Source organism: Paenibacillus pinisoli (genome assembly GCF_003605435.1).
GTDB classification, from domain to species: Bacteria; Bacillota; Bacilli; order Paenibacillales; family Paenibacillaceae; genus Pristimantibacillus; species Pristimantibacillus pinisoli.
The window spans coordinates 168,498-186,112 of record NZ_QXQB01000006.1; the positions used below are offsets into that span (position 1 = coordinate 168,498).

The 17,615-nt window shown below is 54.5% G+C and carries 19 protein-coding genes; 12 read left to right on the plus strand and 7 right to left on the minus strand.

The window, feature by feature from the left end:
* Positions 1 to 150: 150 nt before the first annotated feature.
* The 10 genes from murQ (at position 151) to D3P09_RS23665 (ending at position 9,776) form a co-directional block, all read left to right on the plus strand.
* A complete protein-coding gene (gene murQ / locus D3P09_RS23625) occupies positions 151 to 1,065 on the plus strand; it encodes an N-acetylmuramic acid 6-phosphate etherase (RefSeq protein WP_120113897.1) in 915 nt (304 codons plus the stop codon).
* 58 nt (positions 1,066 to 1,123) lie between these two features.
* Positions 1,124 to 2,575, plus strand: a complete 1,452-nt coding sequence (locus tag D3P09_RS23630) for an ABC transporter substrate-binding protein (RefSeq protein WP_120113898.1) — start codon at positions 1,124 to 1,126, stop codon at positions 2,573 to 2,575.
* A gap of 177 nt (positions 2,576 to 2,752) precedes the next feature.
* Positions 2,753 to 3,652, plus strand: coding sequence for a carbohydrate ABC transporter permease (locus D3P09_RS23635; RefSeq protein WP_120113899.1), 900 nt, complete (start codon positions 2,753 to 2,755; stop codon positions 3,650 to 3,652).
* 18 nt (positions 3,653 to 3,670) lie between these two features.
* Positions 3,671 to 4,531 (plus strand): carbohydrate ABC transporter permease, encoded by an 861-nt coding sequence (locus tag D3P09_RS23640; protein WP_120113900.1) that lies wholly within the window; start codon positions 3,671 to 3,673, stop codon positions 4,529 to 4,531.
* Positions 4,532 to 4,606: 75 nt separating this feature from the next.
* On the plus strand, positions 4,607 to 5,575 hold the full coding sequence (locus D3P09_RS23645) for a GNAT family N-acetyltransferase (RefSeq protein WP_120113901.1): 969 nt from the start codon (positions 4,607 to 4,609) through the stop codon (positions 5,573 to 5,575).
* Positions 5,576 to 5,577: 2 nt separating this feature from the next.
* On the plus strand, positions 5,578 to 6,285 hold the full coding sequence (locus D3P09_RS23650; protein ID WP_120113902.1) for a PIG-L deacetylase family protein: 708 nt from the start codon (positions 5,578 to 5,580) through the stop codon (positions 6,283 to 6,285).
* A 24-nt stretch (positions 6,286 to 6,309) separates the two neighbouring features.
* Positions 6,310 to 7,449, plus strand: a complete 1,140-nt coding sequence (locus tag D3P09_RS23655; protein WP_120113903.1) for an exo-beta-N-acetylmuramidase NamZ family protein — start codon at positions 6,310 to 6,312, stop codon at positions 7,447 to 7,449.
* A gap of 27 nt (positions 7,450 to 7,476) precedes the next feature.
* The gene (locus tag D3P09_RS23660) at positions 7,477 to 8,397 is read left to right on the plus strand and encodes an N-acetylglucosamine kinase (protein WP_120113904.1); all 921 of its coding nucleotides are present in this window, start codon (positions 7,477 to 7,479) and stop codon (positions 8,395 to 8,397) included.
* 7 nt (positions 8,398 to 8,404) lie between these two features.
* Positions 8,405 to 8,560, plus strand: coding sequence for a hypothetical protein (locus D3P09_RS27845; RefSeq protein WP_165867564.1), 156 nt, complete (start codon positions 8,405 to 8,407; stop codon positions 8,558 to 8,560).
* A 28-nt stretch (positions 8,561 to 8,588) separates the two neighbouring features.
* Positions 8,589 to 9,776, plus strand: coding sequence for an anhydro-N-acetylmuramic acid kinase (locus tag D3P09_RS23665; protein WP_120113905.1), 1,188 nt, complete (start codon positions 8,589 to 8,591; stop codon positions 9,774 to 9,776).
* A 63-nt stretch (positions 9,777 to 9,839) separates the two neighbouring features.
* On the opposite strand, the gene D3P09_RS23670 is transcribed toward D3P09_RS23665, so the two are convergent.
* Both D3P09_RS23670 and D3P09_RS23675 read right to left on the minus strand, forming a co-directional pair.
* Entirely contained in the window at positions 9,840 to 10,622 is a 783-nt protein-coding gene (locus D3P09_RS23670) for a hypothetical protein (protein ID WP_120113906.1), read from the minus strand.
* A gap of 222 nt (positions 10,623 to 10,844) precedes the next feature.
* Positions 10,845 to 11,411 carry a beta-class carbonic anhydrase gene (locus D3P09_RS23675; protein WP_120113907.1) on the minus strand — a complete coding sequence of 189 codons (567 nt, stop codon included), beginning with the start codon at positions 11,409 to 11,411 and terminating at the stop codon, positions 10,845 to 10,847.
* A gap of 267 nt (positions 11,412 to 11,678) precedes the next feature.
* Between D3P09_RS23675 and D3P09_RS23680 the strand changes: the two genes are divergently transcribed.
* Together D3P09_RS23680 and D3P09_RS23685 are read left to right on the plus strand one after the other, a co-directional pair.
* A complete protein-coding gene (locus D3P09_RS23680; protein ID WP_120113908.1) occupies positions 11,679 to 12,104 on the plus strand; it encodes an SRPBCC family protein in 426 nt (141 codons plus the stop codon).
* A 2-nt stretch (positions 12,105 to 12,106) separates the two neighbouring features.
* Positions 12,107 to 12,442, plus strand: coding sequence for an ArsR/SmtB family transcription factor (locus tag D3P09_RS23685; RefSeq protein ID WP_120113909.1), 336 nt, complete (start codon positions 12,107 to 12,109; stop codon positions 12,440 to 12,442).
* Between the two features lie 93 nt (positions 12,443 to 12,535).
* Here D3P09_RS23685 and D3P09_RS23690 read toward each other — a convergent pair whose 3' ends face one another.
* The 5 genes from D3P09_RS23690 to D3P09_RS23710 all read right to left on the minus strand — a co-directional run bounded on the left by D3P09_RS23690 (position 12,536) and on the right by D3P09_RS23710 (position 17,590).
* Positions 12,536 to 13,390 carry a 1,4-dihydroxy-6-naphtoate synthase gene (locus D3P09_RS23690; protein ID WP_120113910.1) on the minus strand — a complete coding sequence of 285 codons (855 nt, stop codon included), beginning with the start codon at positions 13,388 to 13,390 and terminating at the stop codon, positions 12,536 to 12,538.
* A 53-nt stretch (positions 13,391 to 13,443) separates the two neighbouring features.
* A complete protein-coding gene (locus D3P09_RS23695; RefSeq protein ID WP_120113911.1) occupies positions 13,444 to 14,130 on the minus strand; it encodes a futalosine hydrolase in 687 nt (228 codons plus the stop codon).
* 54 nt (positions 14,131 to 14,184) lie between these two features.
* Positions 14,185 to 16,473, minus strand: a complete 2,289-nt coding sequence (locus tag D3P09_RS23700; protein WP_243644431.1) for a PAS domain S-box protein — start codon at positions 16,471 to 16,473, stop codon at positions 14,185 to 14,187.
* A 62-nt stretch (positions 16,474 to 16,535) separates the two neighbouring features.
* The gene (locus D3P09_RS23705) at positions 16,536 to 17,030 is read right to left on the minus strand and encodes a hypothetical protein (protein ID WP_120113912.1); all 495 of its coding nucleotides are present in this window, start codon (positions 17,028 to 17,030) and stop codon (positions 16,536 to 16,538) included.
* 56 nt (positions 17,031 to 17,086) lie between these two features.
* Positions 17,087 to 17,590: a hypothetical protein gene (locus tag D3P09_RS23710; RefSeq protein WP_120113913.1), complete on the minus strand. Its 504-nt coding sequence runs from the start codon at positions 17,588 to 17,590 to the stop codon at positions 17,087 to 17,089.
* Positions 17,591 to 17,615 lie beyond the last annotated feature (25 nt).

Sequence of the window (17,615 nt, forward strand, 5' to 3'; positions counted from 1 at the left end):
AGTTTCAACATAAAAATTTATTTCAAAATCTATTGACGGACATGAAATAAAAGTTTTAATATAGAGTCAGCAACACAACAGAAATGAAACGATCACAGAGGCTGGAACACGGAAACGAACCTAAGCCATGATCACGTTAGGGGAATCACTATGAATGACTATCTTGCAAGCTTAACGACGGAGGGGATTAATGCCGAAACGGCCATGATTGATGAGCTGGCAACTGAGCAAATGCTGAAGCTTATCAATCAGGAAGACGCGACGGTGCCTACAGCGGTCGCCGCAGAGCTGCCTCATATTGCAGCTGCGGTGGAAGCGCTTCATCGGGTGCTGGCAAGCGGCGGCCGCATGTTCTACATCGGCGCGGGAACATCGGGACGACTTGGTGTGCTTGACGCTTCAGAATGTCCGCCGACCTTCGGAACCGATCCCTCAATGGTACAGGGTCATATCGCAGGCGGTGACATCGCGCTGCGGGTAGCTGTGGAAGGCTGCGAAGATGATGGAGATGAAGGCAAGGCATTGATCGACCGTATCGGTGTGACCGAGAATGACGCAGTAATCGGAATTTCCGCCAGCGGAAGCGCCGCATTCGTAATTGAGGGGCTGCGCAGAGCGGGAGAGATTGGAGCGACGACGATTTGCGTCGTGAACAACAAGGATACGAAGCTGAGCGAAGTAAGCTCTATCACGATTGCGCCGGTTGTTGGACCGGAGGTTATCGCGGGCTCTACGAGGCTGAAAGCAGGTACAGCGCAGAAGCTGGTACTGAACATGCTGACGACGGGCACGATGGTGAAGCTGGGCAAGACTTACAATAACTTAATGGTCGATATGAAGGCCAGCAACAACAAGCTGTACGATCGTGCGGTGCGCATGATCAGAACGACGACCGGGGTTGACCACGACACGGCCAAGGATACTTTGCAGAAATCGGATATGGACTGCAAGCTGGCGATCATGATGATCAAGTCCGGGCTTCAAGCCGATGAGGCGCGAAAAGTGCTGTCTGATTGCGGAGGCAGCCTGAAGAGAGCTATTCGCGTTTGCGCTAAAGTAATGTAAGGTTGCTTGGCCGGATGTGGGTATATAGAATTAAATTATTAAAGGGAGGATCTTAGCAATGAAAAGAAAAACGAAATTTGTTGCAACTGTTTTGGCCCTCATGCTTTCTGTAGGCGCACTTTCCGCTTGCGGATCCAGCAACAACAATGCTGGACCAAGCAACTCGCCTAGCCCGACTTCTTCCGCAGGTTCCGAGGGGGGCGAGGCTGCAAAAGATACCATCACAGCCCTTCTTCCGCCGGTATCGCCTAAGTATCAAGAGAATTTCAAGAAAATGGAAGAAGACTTCAACAAGCTTTATCCTAACCTGACTTTGAAAATTGAACCTGCAAGCTGGGAAGACATGACGCAGAAGCTTGATACTCAAGTGAACGCGGGCAGCCCTCCTGACCTTGCTTTCATCGGCTCCGACGGCATCTCCAAGTATGCGCAAATGGGCATGCTGATGGATATTAAAGACCTGGTTACTCCTGAGATGGTAGCTGACTTCGATGAAGCTCCGCTTCAATACATGAAGAACGGCGAAGGCCTGTACGGCATGCCGGCTTACATGGAAGTTCATGCGATTGGCGGCAACAAGCAAATGCTTGAGCAAGCTGGCATCGACTGGAAGAAAGTGCAAGAGCAAGGCTGGACTTATGAAGAGTTCCGCGAAGCGATCAAAGCCGGCGTTGTAACGGAAAACGGCAAAACGCGCTACGGTTTCGTATTCGCAACAGCTGGCGTAGCTTCCAAAGACTACCTGAGCATTTTGGTGAAAAATGCAGGCATGCCTTCGCCATTCACACAAGATCATAAGTATGCTTATACAAGCAAAAACTATCTGGAAGTGCTGAAAGCGATCCGTCAAATGATCGACGACGGCTCCATGCCGAAAGAGCTGAGCTCCGTTGACGCAGGCAAGCGCTGGAACATGTTCCTGACTGGCCAGACGATGATCACAGGCAAAGGCCTGGCGGTATTCGAGAACTCTGCTAACCAAAACAACAAGAAAATCGAAGCAAATGATGGAAGCGCTGTTGCGGACAGCATCGCAGTAGATTACATCGTATTGCCGGTGCCTTCCTTCGCAGGTCAAGAAGCGGTATCCCATGCTGTTGTTGACGGCTATGTCGCATTCCGCGGCAAGAAAGAGCCAACTGACGAGCACAAAGCTAACGTAGTAAAAGCAGCTTACTTCCTGGCAAGCGGCCAAGTAGCAGCTACAACTAACGCAGACCTGTTCGCAGCGCATATTACTAACAGCGCACGTGAAATCGCAAAAACAATGGAATCCACTCGCAACCCTGACAACGTAGCGGCTGTTGAGAAAATGCTGGAGCATGCTGCACCGGCTCGTCCTGACATCCCTGTAGAACTGGGCGCGAAAGCAATCAAAGTAGAAAACGAAGTTGTTATTCCTAAGCTGCAAGCATTGCTGGCTGGCGAGATTTCGCCAGAAGATATGTATGAAGCAGTTAAGAAAGCTGCAATCGATACCTTTGGCGCAGATGGTGTTGTACAAGAGTAATTCCGTTCAGGCAATCCCATCGTATGTAACCTAAGGGTGAGCGACCGCGTTTGAGCGGAGGTTTTGATCGCCGATCCATTCGGCAAGATTAACGCTCGGATAGCCGCCCCCTGATCGGGGGGGCTATCCGAATTATGTTTTTGGCGAAGTTAGCGGTAGTGAAAGGAGTCCTGAATGATGGCTCGAGCATCAAGCATCAAGAATCGTCTTAATAAGGGCGATAGCGTATGGGCGTATGGTTTTATTGCAGTAGCGCTCGTCGTATATGCGCTATTCACAGCGTATCCCGTTATAAGTGCACTACTTATCAGTTTTCAGGAATACCGTCCATTAGGCTCAAGCTTCATTGGATTTGACAATTACGCGAGTATCTTCAAGAGCGAGCTCTTCGGCAAAGCTTTGTGGAACACGCTAGTCTATACGGTACTGACGGTTCCGGTTGCGCTGATTCTCTCCTTCGGTGTTGCCATTATGATTATGCCGCTTAAGAAATGGGCACAGACAACGTTCAAGGCGATCTATTACTTGCCTGCTGTTGCATCTGGCGTTGCCTTGTCCGTTGTATGGCTGTGGATCTACGATCCGATGCCGGGCGGCATACTCAACCAGCTGATCGGACTTGTCGGCATCGAGAATCAGAACTGGCTGGGCTCAAGCTCCACGTCCATGTTCTCTCTCGTCCTGATGTCCTGGCTGTCCAGCCACGGAACGAGCATCATCATCTATGTAGCCGCGCTGCTTGGCATTGACGAAAGCTACTATGAAGCGGCTGAGATTGATGGCGCAACGTTCTGGCAGAAGATGTGGCATATCGTTATTCCATGCCTGAAGCCAACCACTTTGTTCTTGCTCGTAACCGGCGTTATCGGCTCCTTCCAGGTATTCCAGAATGCGTACCTGATGACAGGCGGCGGACCGGACCATTCCACAACAATGGTGGGCTTGCTTATCTTTGATACGGCGTTCAAATATTTCGAATTCGGCAAAGCAGCGGCTCAATCGCTTATCCTTGCCTTGATTATCGGCATCATCGCGTTTATCCAGTTCAAGTTCCTGGGCAAAGACGTGGAATACTAGTAGAAGGAGGGACCCGAATTGGCCCTGTTTAACAACCACTTGGGAAATCGCGCAGCCAGATACACACGCAACACGATTATTGTTGTCCTCCTTCTGCTGTTCGCGTTAGCAACTTTGTTCCCAATCTATTTCATGGTAATGTCCTCCTTCGGGGACCCCGTAGAAGCCGGAGCGATCAGCTATTCAATCTGGCCGGGCAAGTTCTCGTTCGAATCGTATAAGTTCTTCTTCAATTTCAGTGAATACTCGTACCGCTGGTTATTGAACTCCTTGATCGTAGCTACGGTCGTTATGGTCTCGAATGTCGTCTTCGCCACAATGGCGGGTTATGCGTTCGCGAAGATCAACTTCAAAGGCCGCAACGTGCTGTTCGCTGTATTGCTGGCGGCAATGATGATTCCTTATCAGGTTACGCAAGTACCGCTCTACATTCTGATCGTGAACATATTCGAGATTCAGAATACGTACCAGGCACTCATTATGCCTTCTCTTGTTACGGTCTACAATATCTTCCTGGCGAAGCAGTTCATGAGCTCCATTCCGAAGGAAGTGCTGGAGAGCGCCAAGGTAGAAGGCGCAAGCCAGTTCAGAATTTTGACCAAAATCATTATGCCTTTGTCCAAAACCGTTATGGCCGTTATGGCTATCCTGACGTTCATGGAAAATTGGAACACGTTCTTCTGGCCGTTCCTGGTAACGAACACGATGGATATGCAGACGATCCAAGTCGGCCTGAAAAACTTCCGTTTCGCCAACACGACATTCTTTGCTCCGATGATGGCGGGCGCGACGATTTCGGCGGTTCCGATGTTCATTCTGTTCTTCAGCCTGCAGCGTTACTTCCTGGAGGGTGTAACAGTCGGCGCGGTCAAAGGTTAACATTTGCGCTTACAAGGCTGCGGCTCCTGCCGCAGCCTTGGTATTAGGAGCGGTTCATGGAAGAGGAGGGACAGCATGATTGCAACTTGGAATGAGCGATACCGCTCGGAAGTGATCGGTTTGTGGAATAGGGAAGCCGTTAAGGACAGCTACAAGGAGATGACGGAAGAGGATTTCTCCCGGATCTTCACGGATCATGCCAACTTCGATCCGGCTTGCACGTTCGTATGGCTGGAGGAAGGCCGGGTAACGGGCTTCGCCTGCGGCTGTGCGGGAGACGAGCTTCCGCTGGGCGATGTGGCCGGATATATCACCTGCATCGTGCTCGATTCCGATTCTGAGAAGCAGGCTCGATATGCCGCATTGCTGAACGCTATGGAGCAGCGGTTCCTAGAGCTTGGCAAGAAGCAGGCGGAGGTTCTGTTCTTTAACCCGATGCAGCTGCCTTGGTACATCCCGGATACAGACCGCCATGAGCACAATAATGCGCCTGGCGTGCCAGTCGGAAGCGGCCTGCACCAATTTCTGCTGCAGGAGGGCTACGCGGAGCGCGCTACGCAATGCGCGATGTATCTGAAGCTTGGAGCCTTCGAGGTGCCGGAGAGCATACTGGCGAAGGAAGAGAAGGCTGCGGCAGACGGTTACACGGTTGAACTGCTGGATACGGCCAAGCATTCCGGCATCGCCGAGATGCTGGATACGCTGGGCAATCCGCTGTGGAAGAGGGAGATTGGCGGCAGCGCCGAGTCGGGCACGCCAGTCGTCATTGCAGCGCATGAAGGAAAGACGGTCGGCTTCGCCGGTCCGGTCATCAGGCAGCCTAACGGTCGCGGCTATTTCGCCGGGATTGGGGTTATGCCGGAGCATGAAGGCCACGGACTGGGCTCTAGCCTGTTCTTCCGCTTATGCGAGGCTTTCCAAAATATCGGTACGGACTATATGTCCTTGTATACAGGCAGCAACAATCCTGCCATTCGCATCTATGAGAAAGCCGGATTTCAGACGGTGAAAACATTCGCTATCATGAGGAAGGAGCTTGTATAACCATGAGTGAGAGACAACCGATTACGATTCTGGGCATTGGCGCCCATGTAGGTGACGTAGAGCTGGTAGCCGGAGGCGTGCTTGCAAGCCATTATCTGAAAGGCGACAAGATTGCGACGCTGGCTCTGACTGCGGGCGAGCGCGGCGTTCCTGATTGGCAGGACGTGAATGAATACCGTGAGCAGAAGATTCGCGAAGCGCATACCTTTGCGGGTATGCTGGGCGGAGAGGCTCGCGTATTCGAGATTCCGGACGGCGAGGTTCCGGATGATCAAGAGATTCGCCTGCGCGTCTGCGATGTCATTCGCGAGGTGAAGCCGAACATCATCATCACCCATCATTGCAACAGCATGCACAAGGACCATGCTACGACACACCGTATCGTCAACGATGCACGGTTCTTCGCCGGCCTGCGAGCGATGGAGCGCGAGCATCCGCCGCATTTTGCAGCCAAGCTGTATTATGGCGAGAACTGGGAGGATGCGGTCGACTACGTGCCTTATGTATACGTAGACTTCAACCAGGAAGCATTCGACCTGTGGATCAAAGCGCTGTCTACGCACTGGTTCGTGACAGGCAGCAAGTCGTTCAACTATATGGATTATTACAAATCTCTTGCCCGCGTAAGGGGTCTGGAAGCCCGGAAGGAATATGCGGAGACGTTCATGATTCCAGCCGAGACGATGCGCTTGCGTCAATCCGAGCTGTAGTCCTGAGTTCAGGAGGAGAAGCTTATGATACGCAACGGAATTGACAATATCGATGCCTATGCCGATCTGTTCCGCGGCAAAAGGCTGGGTCTCATTACAGCGCCGACAGGACTGAATGCGGAGTTCCGTTCGACGATTGATATCCTGCATGAGAAGTTCAATCTGGCGGCTATGTTCTCTCCCGAGCACGGCGTTCGCGGCGATCTGGCCGCGGGCGCGCTGGTCGATACGTATATCGATCCTGCGACGGGCGTCCCCGTATACAGCTTGTACCGCAAGGACTCCAAACGCTTGACGCCGGAGATGCTGGACGCCGTCGATATGGTCGTCTATGATATTCAGGATGTGGGAGCCCGCTATTATACTTTTATCTATACGATGCTGTACGCAATGGAAGACTGCGCAAAGGCCGGGAAGCCTTTCGTAGTATTGGACCGGATGAATCCGCTTGACGGCGTAACGGTAGAAGGCAATGTGCTTAAGGAAGGCTTCACGTCGTTCGTAGGCAACTATCCGCTTGCTGTACGGTATGGACTGACGGCCGGAGAGGTTGCGACGATGGTGAGCAGCGAGACCAATCTGGGCGCTGAGCTGTATGTCGTGCCATGCGAGGGATGGGACCGGACGATGACGTTTTCGGGGACGGGCCGCGCCTGGATTCCTCCTTCCATGGGCATCCCGCGCTTCGATACGGCATTGCTCTATCCGGGCACTTGCCTCTTCGAAGGCACGAATCTGTCGGAGGGACGCGGCACGACAGCCCCGTTCGAGCTGATTGGCGCGCCGTTCGTAGATGCGGAGCTGCTTGCGAAGGAAATGAATGCAAAAGGATTGCCGGGGGTCTACTTCCGTCCCTCCTACTTCAAGCCGACCTTCTCGAAGCATGAGGGCGAGCTTTGCAGAGGGGTATACGCGCATGTGCTCGATGAGCGCGCGCTTAGACCGGTGGAGCTGGGCGTTGAGCTGCTCTTCACGGTGAAGAAGCTGTTCCCGGAATTTGCGTTCCTGCCGCCCGTAAGGGAGAACGGCAGGCCGTTCATCGACCTGCTATGCGGAGATGATGTATACCGGGCGGAGTCGGCCGACGTACCTGCGCTGCTGGAGCGGTTCCGAGAGGAAAGCCGCAGCTTCGAAGCGCGCAAGGCGCAATTCCATTTATATTAATGACAACGAAGCCGGAGTGATTGGAACATGAGATACGTTGCGGGACTGGATGGCGGCGGCACGAAGACGGCGGTGACGATCGCGGATGAGAACGGATCGGTCGTACACGAATTTGCCGTTGGCGCCTTGAATATTAACGGCCAGGACGAAGCCAGTGTAAGAGCGGCTCTTGCCGAGATTTGCGTGGAGATTGGCCGCGTTTTGCCAGGCGGCCTCGGCGCTTGCGCAGTCATCTGTCTAGGCGCAGCGGGCATTAGCAATCCCGTCGTTAGCGGCCTGATGACCTCAGGTCTGCGCGAGGGCGGCTTTGAAGGCGAGCTGGTGCTGGTCGGCGACCACGAGACCGCGCTATGCGGGGCGCATGACGGCTTATACGGCTCCATTCTGATTGCAGGCACCGGGTCCATCGCTTACGGCCGCAATGGAAGCGGCGATACGCATCGGGCCGGCGGTTTCGGCCATCTCATTGATGATGAAGGCAGCGGATACAGCATAGGCCGCGATCTGCTGTCAGCGGTTGTCCGTGCGTCCGATGGGCGCGAGGAGGCGACTGTCATCAGGGATCTGGTGTACGAGCGTCTGGGCATTGGCTCGGTGCGCGAGATCGTAGGCTTCGTCTATGATAAAAACCGGAATAAGAAAGAGATCGCCGCTATTGCTCCGCTGCTATCCGCTGCCTGTGAAAGCGGGGACCGCGCGGCTTTGCGCATCGCGCAGAAGAATGCAGAAGCGCTTGCCGAGACGGCATATGCCGTCACCCAGCGTCTTGGTCTGCAAGACGGGGAGCTGGCGCTGCTCGGCAGCGTACTGACGCGCAATCGTCATGTGAGAGAGATGTTCATCGAGGCAATGGGCCGCCTGCAGCCGAAGCTGAGCTGCATCGAGCCGAAGCGGGACGCATCGTATGGAGCGGTCTTGCTTGCGCTGGAGAAGCTGAAGAACGGCTAGGCGGCATATGCCGCAGCCGCTGGAGAGGATTAAGCGTCTATCAGCGGCAGCTGGCGGAAGCGTGAGGGCAGAGAGGCCGGCAGAACGATCTGTCGGCCTCTTGCTGTATAAGACGGCAGGCACTGGCCTTCAGGCAGCTATGGCGCCGAAGGCGAGTGCCTGACAATGAAGATGGGGGAGCGTGGCAGAGCATGCTGGCAGGATTGGCGGGGAAATCGTCGGTAATCGGTATTGGACTCATGTCCGGCACATCGCTGGACGGAGTGGATGCCGCTGTAGTCAAGATAGAAGGAAGCGGACTGCAATCCAAGGTTCATCTACTGCATTATTATACGAAGCCCTATGACGACGAATTGCGTGCGCGGATCAAAGAGTTATGCGATCCTGCAACGTCTAATGTCATGCGCATATGCGGCATGAACGTCTACATGGGCGAAGTATTCGCGGAAGCGGCGATCGAAGCGGCACGCGAGGCTGGGCTGGCGCAAGAGCAGATCGACTTCGTCAGCTCGCATGGACAGACCATCTGGCATATGCCGGAGGAGACGGAGCAAGATCGATACCTGCGCCGCTCGACCCTGCAGATCGGCGACTTGTCGGTCATTGCGAAGCGGACGGGATGGCTGACAGCAGGCGACTTCCGTCCTGCCGACATGGCAGCGGGCGGCCAAGGCGCCCCCCTTGTTCCTTATGGCGATCTGATTCTGTTCGGAGACCCGGACAAGGGCAGGCTGCTTCAAAATATCGGGGGCATCGGCAACTGCACAGCCCTGCCTCCGGGCGCAGGGCCGGAGGACGTATTCGCTTTCGATACCGGACCTGGCAATATGATTATTGACCAGACGGTGCTGACGCTCACTGACGGACGCCTGAGCTATGATGAGGGCGGCGCATGGGCAGCGCTCGGCACGCCGGATGAAGAGCTGCTTGCCGAGCTCATGTCGCATCCGTACTTCCGTCAGCCATCTCCGAAGTCGACGGGACGGGAGTTGTTCGGCGCCGCTTATACGGAAGCCTTCCTGCGCAGAGCAGGGGAGCGCGGCCTGCACGCGGCGGACATTGTGGCGACGGCTACGGCATTCACTGCGCATACCATCGCAGATGCTTGCAAGGAGCTCGTCATGCCGCGCTGCCGGATCGACGAGGTCATTGTCAGCGGCGGAGGCGCTCATAATCGCACGCTAATGGCCGCGCTGGCCCGGCTGCTGCCTGAGCAGCGCATTATGAATGCCGGCGCTCTGGGGCTTGCTGACGACGCCAAGGAGGCTGTTATCTTCGCCTTGCTCGGACATAGCTTCCTGCGCGGAGAGCCGAACAATGTGCCGGCTGCGACCGGGGCGGCGAGCCCGACCGTGATGGGCAAGCTGGCTTTGCCATAATGAACAAAGAACCTTCGGCGCGCCGAAGGTTCTTTGTTTGTTCCAGATGGATCGTATAGGAGATTATTCCTGCTCGGTCTGATAAGGCGGCAGGCTGCCTTCATTCGTCTTTAAGGTCATGCCGCTCCTCGATACGCTATAAGTCATAGAGCGTGTGCCTTCCTCCTCGTCCTTGGTCCAATGCTCGCGGAAGATGACTTCATATTGCTCATCGCCGGTACGGGTCACGGCTGTCTCCCGGGTGACCTTATAGCCGTTAAGCTCCAACTGCGTAGAGCCCACCTGCTTCGGAAACACTTCCAGCTCGGTGCCGCTTGTTCCGGACGTAGCTGTCCTTACAGCGGCTTCTTTCGTGAAGGGCTGCTGCTCAGGAGTTTTATCATTCGTCAGCGACAGGAGGCCCACTCCGGCAATGAATACAAGCGGCATAGCAATGGAGAACAGGATGCCGTTCTTCCGCCATCCCTTCTCTGCAATGCGGGAGAACAGAAAGTCTGCCAGCCAATAAAAGACTGCAGCAGCAAGACAGAGCCAGGTAAAGCTGGCCGAGCGGAACGGGATGCTGAACAAAGCGCCGAACAGCAAATGGCCGGCAATGGGGAGCGCAAGCTCCAGCGTGCGGCTGTGCACTCGCCGGTTCACGACGAACTCGAGCGCCATAGAAACCAGCGAACCAAATATAAAGACGATCGGAAACACATATAAGCTGATAAAAGTCGTCCAGGTCATAAATTGATCGAAGCGGGGAAAGGTTGCATTTGCCTCTACACCGGTAAGAATCAGCGACATGTAGATGACGACTGCAAATGAAGTCAAATAAGATGCAACGGCTTTTCTTATTAGCAACTGCGTGCCTCCTTTCCGAATAAATGATCGAAGTCCGGAACCCAAGATAGGCTTGGTTGCCCCAGAGTAAACTCATGATAGAGCGAAAGCGATTGCAAATACATGCATACTTTGGCTCTTGATTTTTAGAATGGTTTTTTTGTAAAAGAGAAGCGCGCCTCAAAAAAGCTGCCTTGCAAACGGCTTGTCAGCCGTTAGCAGGCAGCCTTGTGCAGTCCGGCTTTACTCTTCCCTAAAATCCTCGACAATGACCTCCAGCTCGCCTGTCTCCGGATGGATGACGAAGCCATGTACAGGAATAGCTTTAGGGAACAATGGATGCTTGCGGATCATTCGAACGCTATGCATGACGCCTTCTTCCGCGCTGGCGAAGCCGCGCAGGAACTTCTCCATGCGGATGCCGGAGTTCTCCAGCGTCTCGATCGCGAGCGGGTCGATGCCATGCTGGCTGAACTTCTCGATCATGCCTTGCGTATCCAGATTCGTCATGCCGCAGCCATGATGGCCGATGACGAGAACCTCGCGCGCGCCAAGCTCGTATACCGCTACCAGAATGCTCCGCATGGCACTGCCGAAGGGCTGTGTCAGGATAGCGCCGGCGTTCTTGATGAACTTGGCGTCTCCGTTGCGAAGGTTAAGCGCTTTGGGAAGAAGCTCAACGAGTCTGGTGTCCATACAGGTCAGGATGGCGATTTTTTTCTCCGGAAACTTGTCCGTTAAGTATGCTTCATATTGTTTTTCTTCGACGAATGTTTTATTGAATGCCATCAATTGTGGAACGATAGACATAGGTGATCCTCCTTTTGACTATGAAAACTCGTACAGATCGTGCTTTTTTATCTATTATTCATACAATCGCGCCGCTCGTCAATGAAAGACTATTGACAGGAAACCAAACGGTTACATATAATCGTGATTAGAAACCTTTTGGTTTCCTGTTGTAAAAACTAGCTGGCGAAACCCTGTTTTATAGCATAAAACGCGATGTTGGACTAGCCATTCCATATGGACTAGCCCTGAGAACGCTTCGTCTATTAATTCTAGGAGGAATATGACATGTCGAACGAGCAACAAGGCATACTGGCTGATGTCGTCAAGGAAGTTACAATCAAGGCTCCTATTGCCAAGGTATGGGAGGCGGTCGCAACAGCGGAAGGAATCGCCGCCTGGTTCATGCCGAACAACTTTGAGCCTGTGCTGGGACATGAGTTTCAGCTAAATGCAGGGCCTTACGGCAATTCTCCGTGCAAGGTGCTGGAGCTTGCGCCGCCTCATCGCCTGGTCTTTTCGTGGGACAAGGACTGGACGGTGACGTTCCAGCTGGAGGAAGCGGAGGAAGGCACCAAATTTACGCTCACGCATGGCGGCTGGAATGCGGATACGGCTACCGCTTTCGGAGAGAAGCATTCGGTAGTCAGAGAGCGCATGTCCGGCGGCTGGACGGGAATCGTGCAGAAGCTTGTGCGGATTATGGAGGATTAAGAATGGGAGAGGCATTGCCTAAGCATGATGTCTTCCAAGCGATCGCGGATCCCACGAGACGGAAGCTTCTGCATCTGCTGGGCGATGGCGAGCAGCCGGTGAATGCCCTCAGCGCACATTTTCCGATGAGCCGTCCTGCGGTGTCCAAGCATCTGCGCATTCTGGCGGATGCGGGACTGGTCAAGGATCGCAAGGTAGGCAGGGAGACGAGATACAGGCTGGAGCCGGAGCCGCTGCGGGAGCTGCAGCGATGGTTAGCTTACTTTGAGCTGTATTGGGACAATAAGCTGGCTGCTCTGAAGCAGTATGTGGAAAGCGGAGATCAGGAAGACGGCTAGTCGCAGGGATATCTGTATCTCCTAATCTGCCGGCATGAAGACAATAAGGTCCCGTCAGCATTGCGCTGACGGGACCTTATTGCTTTAAGCGGACTATTCTCTAAGCAGCTGAAGATCGAATTCTGGTACAAGTCCAAGCTCGGCAGCGCGGCCCAGCAAGGCCTCAATGGCCCCGTAGCCGTCCTCGCCGAGATCATGGCTGAAGGAATTGACATACAGCTCAATATGGGACTGTGCGACGTCTGGCGACAGTTCCTGCGCATGGGCCATGACATATTCCGTGGAGGCGGAAGGGTTGTTCCACGCGTACTGGAGCGATGAACGGATCCATCCGCTAATTGCCTCGGCGTCCAGCGAGCGTCTAGCAATAATGGCGCCGAGCGGAATCGGCAGGCCCGTATCCGCTTCCCACCAGCTGCCCAGATCGGCAAGCTTATGCAGCCCATAGCTGGTGTAGGTGAAGCGGGCTTCATGGATGACCAGTCCGGCGTCGATCTTGCCGTCGCGTACGGCCGGCATAATCTCATGGAACGGCATCACGACGATCTCGCCTACGCCGCCAGGGACCTGCTGCGCAGCCCAAAGCCGGAACAGCAGGTAAGCGGTGGAGCGCTCGCTCGGGACCGCGACGCGTTTGCCAGCCAGTGCAGAGCCATCCAGCGATCCGCTTCCGCCCTGTGTCAATACAAGCGGTCCGCAGCCCCTTCCCAGCGCGCCCCCGCAAGGCAGCAGCCGATAGTCGGACAGGACCCATGGCAATGCGGCATAGGATATTTTCATGACCTCCGGGCCTTCGCGGCGGGCGGCCAGATGATTTGTAATATCGATATCCGCGTAGGTGACGTCAAGCTGGGGCGCATCCGGCAGAAGGCCGTTCACCCAGGCATGGAATATGAAGGTGTCGTTGGGACACGGGGAATAGGCGATGTGAAGATGTTGTTGTTGCATGGCAATCCCTCCTTCTGTATTGCATGATGCTTATATGGATGGTCAAGCTTTTATCAAGGCGTGATCGTTGCGAATGCGGCAAAGGCTTTCTCCAGCGAGCCTAATGCTTCGCCGATGCGCCATGCAGAGCGGTCGCGCGGTCCAACCGCATTGGAGATGGCGCGCAGCTCCGTCACAGGAATGCCTAGCTGTGCCGCTGCAGTCGCGACGCCGAAGCCTTCCATGCCTTCTGCGGCGGCTCCTGGCACAAGACGCTGCCTTAGCGCCGCCGTGGCAGCGGTTCCCGTCGCCGACGATACGGTCAGAATCGGAGCGAACGTGCTGTTAAGCCCGGCCGCGTCCAGCTGGTTCTTAAGCTTTGTATTCCACCCCGCATGAGCGGCGATTCGCGAGCTGCCGAAGCCGAGCTCGTCCACGCTGAGGAAGCCGTCCGGCGTCTCCGCCCCCAGATCTGCCGATACAATCGTATCGGCGAGGACAAGCTCCCCGATGTCGGCCCGTCCCGGGAAGCCGCCGCCGATTCCGGCGCTGATGACGAGCTCGTAACGATGCCCGCCAGCCGCCAGCAGCGCGGCTGTGCTCGCCGCAACGGCCGCAGGTCCTACTCCGCCTGCGACAACCTCATAGCGGACGGAATCAGCTTGTGAGAGGCCGCGGAGGACTGCTTCTCGCTCAGCCTCGACTGCGGTCACAACGAGAATTCGGGTATGTTCGGTACTCGTAACAGAGGGTTGTGTCATGGTGAAGACTCCTTTATTGTGTTCGTCAGCCAAGCCGGTGACTGCGGCTCGCCGCTACCGGTCTGCCGCCTTGTTCACGGGGAGACGAATTTCCACGCAAGTGCCCTCGCCGACAAGACTCCGGTATTTCAATTTTCCGTTATGATTGCGGATAATCTGCTGGCAGATCATGATGCCCAGACCGTTGCCGCCTTCTTTCCGCGTAAAGAACGGCTCGCCGAGGCGCCCCATATCTTCCTCTGTAATGCCCATGCCTTGATCGGTAAACCGAATCGTAATCTCGCGGCCATCATCGGTGGCCGCCATCTCGATGGTAAGCTCGCCGCCGTCCGGCATCGCTTCGACGCCGTTTTTGATCATATTGACGAACACTTGCTTGAGCTGGCTGCTTACCCCGCCGATGGCAGGTATATCCGTAATTTGATGTATGGACAGATTGACCTTGCTCATCCTGGCCTCTGAATCCATCAGCATGACGATATCCCGCATCAGATCGCCTATGTTCAGGCAATCGTGGCGGATCGCCTGCGGCTTCGCAAGCACCAGGAACTCGCTTACGATCATGTTGATCTGGTCCAGCTCGGACAGCATCAGGTCCAGATGAGACACAGACAGCGAGCCTGTCTGCTTCTGCAGTTGGACGAATCCGCGCAGCGTCGTAAGCGGATTGCGCACTTCATGCGCGACCCCGGCGGCGAGCTGTCCGACTACGGCAAGCTTCTCCGAGCGGCGGATCATCTCTTCCGATTGCTTCCGCTGTGTAATATTGCGGGATATCGTAGCGATCGCGACAATCTCATCCATCTCGTCCCGAATAGCTGAGATCGTAATGGATACGTCGATCACTCCGCCATCCTTCGTAAAGCGAACCGTCTCGTAGTCGGTTACAGAGCCGCCTTCGAGGATCGTCTGAATAAGCACTTCATGCGACTCCAGCTGGCTATCCGGCAGATTCGGAGGCAACTGGCCGAAGACTTCCTCGCTTCTCCAGCCGTAGATCGTCTCGAATGCCGGATTGACCTGAATGATATGTCCGTCCAGATCGATGACATGAATCGCATCGGAGGTGTGGTTGACGAAGGACTCCAAATACTGCTTCGTGCTTTGCAGCTCCCTGGCGGTATCCTTCAGCTGCGTCGTATAGTTCAGCAGCCGCACGCCCATTGAATTGACGCGCGATGCCAGCAAACCGAGCTCGTCCTTGTTCTGGATGGAGATGCTGGCATTGAAGTTTCCGTCCGCAATGGAATTCACTTTGTTCATGATTAGATTCAGCGAGCGGAGCATATAGCCCGCAATGAAATAGCTCGCGAGCATGGCCGACAGCAGCAGGCATAGCGAGATCAGCACATGGGCAACCAGCTGGCGGTGAATCGGCTCTTGAAGCCCTGCTTTGTCGAAAGCAACCCCGATGACATACGTTTTTTCATGATTGACGTTGATCGGTATGAAGCTGCGCAGCACTTCCTTGCCATTGATCGAATATTTGTCGGTTAGCATGCTCCCGCTTTCCAGCACGGTATGAATATGATGCGTGTCGGCTCCGGAATTGCGGTATTCATATTGGCCGAACGGAATAGCCCGAACGTCCAGATTGTAGACGGGTATCCCTTTCTTCATCTTGATAATCGGCTCGGAGCCGAAATATTGCGGATCAAATCCGGTTACTTCCAGCAAGCTAGGCTGCTGGCTCTTGAGCTTGGCAATGACATTGTTGGTACCGTTGACCAGATCGAATGAGAAATTAGCGTCTGTATTAATGATCGTGTTGATCATATAGTTGGTCGTTCCGTCGTAATAATAGCCCCATTTGTTGATTTGGGTAGGATCGGATACGGCGTAATTGATGGGGCCGGACCAATAATGCTTAAGCGCGTCTCCACGGCCGACCGACACTTCCTTCAGATCGAAGAGCTGGTGGAATGCCTTGTCCCAATAGTCCCAAGTCTTGGAGCTCAGATTGATTTCCTCCGGGTTGGAGGAGCGGACGGAGACGACTTCGCCGTTCAATCGCTGCCATAGCGTAATATCATCCAAATCCAGCTCTTCGCTCAAAGACGCCAGCTGCCCGTTAGTGACATGCTTAATATCGGGATCCAGCTTCTCCTTAGCCACGATTGCGGCCATGCGAAGCTTCTCGCCAAGCTCGGAGTCCATTGCCTCGCGAGTCGTCTCGATAATTTCAAGCGTCACGCCGAGCTGCTCGACGATCGATTGAATTTGCTGCTCCAGGGCGGCCTCTTGGGCCATCTTGGTGCTGATATAGGAAAACATAATATTTAACGCCAGAATCGCCGCTACGATCGCGGTGATGGAAAAGGATAGCTTGGCTTTGATGGACACGGATGTTCCTCCCGAAATCTAGTTGTCTACTTACAATTAGACAACGGGAGGCAAATTCCTGTCTATTCCCGCCGAAACCCTTCATCTACCAAGTACTGCGTTGCTTCTTCGTATGTCTCGAACGCCATGTCCAGTTCCTTGCCGGCATAGACGAACCAGAGATCTTCCTGGAACAGCAGCGTAAGCCGGGTGCCGCCGGCTCCCCGCCAGAACTCAGCCCGGGAAGTGCGGTAGCCAGTCTCCTCATCCGTCTGCACGGCCCCCGAATCACTTGCCTCGCCAGCGGATAATGAAGCTATGGAGCGGGCAATGAGCGATTGAAGCTCTTCTTCGCCATAATCGCGAATATTCACGAGACCTTTGGCGTCAGTCTCCACGCCGTCAATCAGACCGCCATAGACAAAGCCGTTCCCGTTCGGGTGAAGATGGTAGACGACGGTTTTTTTCTCATGGACGCTCTCCTCGTAATGGAAGTTTACGCGCCCAAGCGAAACGTCCTTCCGCTGAAGCTCAGGAAAGGACGCGATAATGGCAAGCTTTTGGTCAAAGGTAAGCATAGTGTAGGTTAATCCTCCTTGAATGGTAAGCCGCCACTCGCCTTGATTCTCTTCTCTTAATCGGATTTCTTGCGCAGCGTCAGAATCGCAGCTCCGCCAATGATAAGCAGAATGGCGAAGTACGGCTGCTTCGTGAGCAGCAAGTCGAAGAGCGAGCCGAAAGAGAAGACGACAAAGAATAGCAGCGACAGCACGGTCAAAATATTAATCGGGATAAGCAGCCACTTGTTGCGGTAGCCGAACCAGTAGAACTCGAACAAGCCGACAGCCGGCGCCAGGATGAAGCCCGGCCACATATACTCCCAGTTGCCAAACAGCATAGCGACTTGGCATACAAAACCGGCAGTAAGGAGAACGCCCCCTGGAATAAGCAGCCCCGATGCACGGCGTTCCGTCACGCTGAAATACAGCCAATGGAAAAACAAACCGAGCGGAATGACGAACAGGGATGGCCAGAAGTAAGCGAAGATTTTGCCGGGACCGAAGGTCTCGCCTTGATTCAGCAGCAGAATAATGCCGAGCAGCAGCAGGAGTACCCCGCCAATTGTTTTGATTTTCATAATGATGAACACTCCGTTCTTCATA

Bases quoted from the DNA above. Each gene is read 5' to 3' on its own strand.
- murQ (WP_120113897.1), top strand. From the start codon at position 151: ATGAATGACTATCTTGCAAGCTTAACGACGGAGGGGATTAATGCCGAA.
- D3P09_RS23630 (WP_120113898.1), top strand. From the start codon at position 1,124: ATGAAAAGAAAAACGAAATTTGTTGCAACTGTTTTGGCCCTCATGCTT.
- D3P09_RS23635 (WP_120113899.1), top strand. From the start codon at position 2,753: ATGGCTCGAGCATCAAGCATCAAGAATCGTCTTAATAAGGGCGATAGC.
- D3P09_RS23645 (WP_120113901.1), top strand. From the start codon at position 4,607: ATGATTGCAACTTGGAATGAGCGATACCGCTCGGAAGTGATCGGTTTG.
- D3P09_RS23650 (WP_120113902.1), top strand. From the start codon at position 5,578: ATGAGTGAGAGACAACCGATTACGATTCTGGGCATTGGCGCCCATGTA.
- D3P09_RS23655 (WP_120113903.1), top strand. From the start codon at position 6,310: ATGATACGCAACGGAATTGACAATATCGATGCCTATGCCGATCTGTTC.
- D3P09_RS23660 (WP_120113904.1), top strand. From the start codon at position 7,477: ATGAGATACGTTGCGGGACTGGATGGCGGCGGCACGAAGACGGCGGTG.
- D3P09_RS27845 (WP_165867564.1), top strand. From the start codon at position 8,405: ATGCCGCAGCCGCTGGAGAGGATTAAGCGTCTATCAGCGGCAGCTGGC.
- D3P09_RS23665 (WP_120113905.1), top strand. From the start codon at position 8,589: ATGCTGGCAGGATTGGCGGGGAAATCGTCGGTAATCGGTATTGGACTC.
- D3P09_RS23675 (WP_120113907.1), bottom strand. From the start codon at position 11,411: ATGTCTATCGTTCCACAATTGATGGCATTCAATAAAACATTCGTCGAA.
- D3P09_RS23680 (WP_120113908.1), top strand. From the start codon at position 11,679: ATGTCGAACGAGCAACAAGGCATACTGGCTGATGTCGTCAAGGAAGTT.
- D3P09_RS23685 (WP_120113909.1), top strand. From the start codon at position 12,107: ATGGGAGAGGCATTGCCTAAGCATGATGTCTTCCAAGCGATCGCGGAT.
- D3P09_RS23690 (WP_120113910.1), bottom strand. From the start codon at position 13,390: ATGCAACAACAACATCTTCACATCGCCTATTCCCCGTGTCCCAACGAC.
- D3P09_RS23695 (WP_120113911.1), bottom strand. From the start codon at position 14,130: ATGACACAACCCTCTGTTACGAGTACCGAACATACCCGAATTCTCGTT.
- D3P09_RS23705 (WP_120113912.1), bottom strand. From the start codon at position 17,030: ATGCTTACCTTTGACCAAAAGCTTGCCATTATCGCGTCCTTTCCTGAG.
- D3P09_RS23710 (WP_120113913.1), bottom strand. From the start codon at position 17,590: ATGAAAATCAAAACAATTGGCGGGGTACTCCTGCTGCTGCTCGGCATT.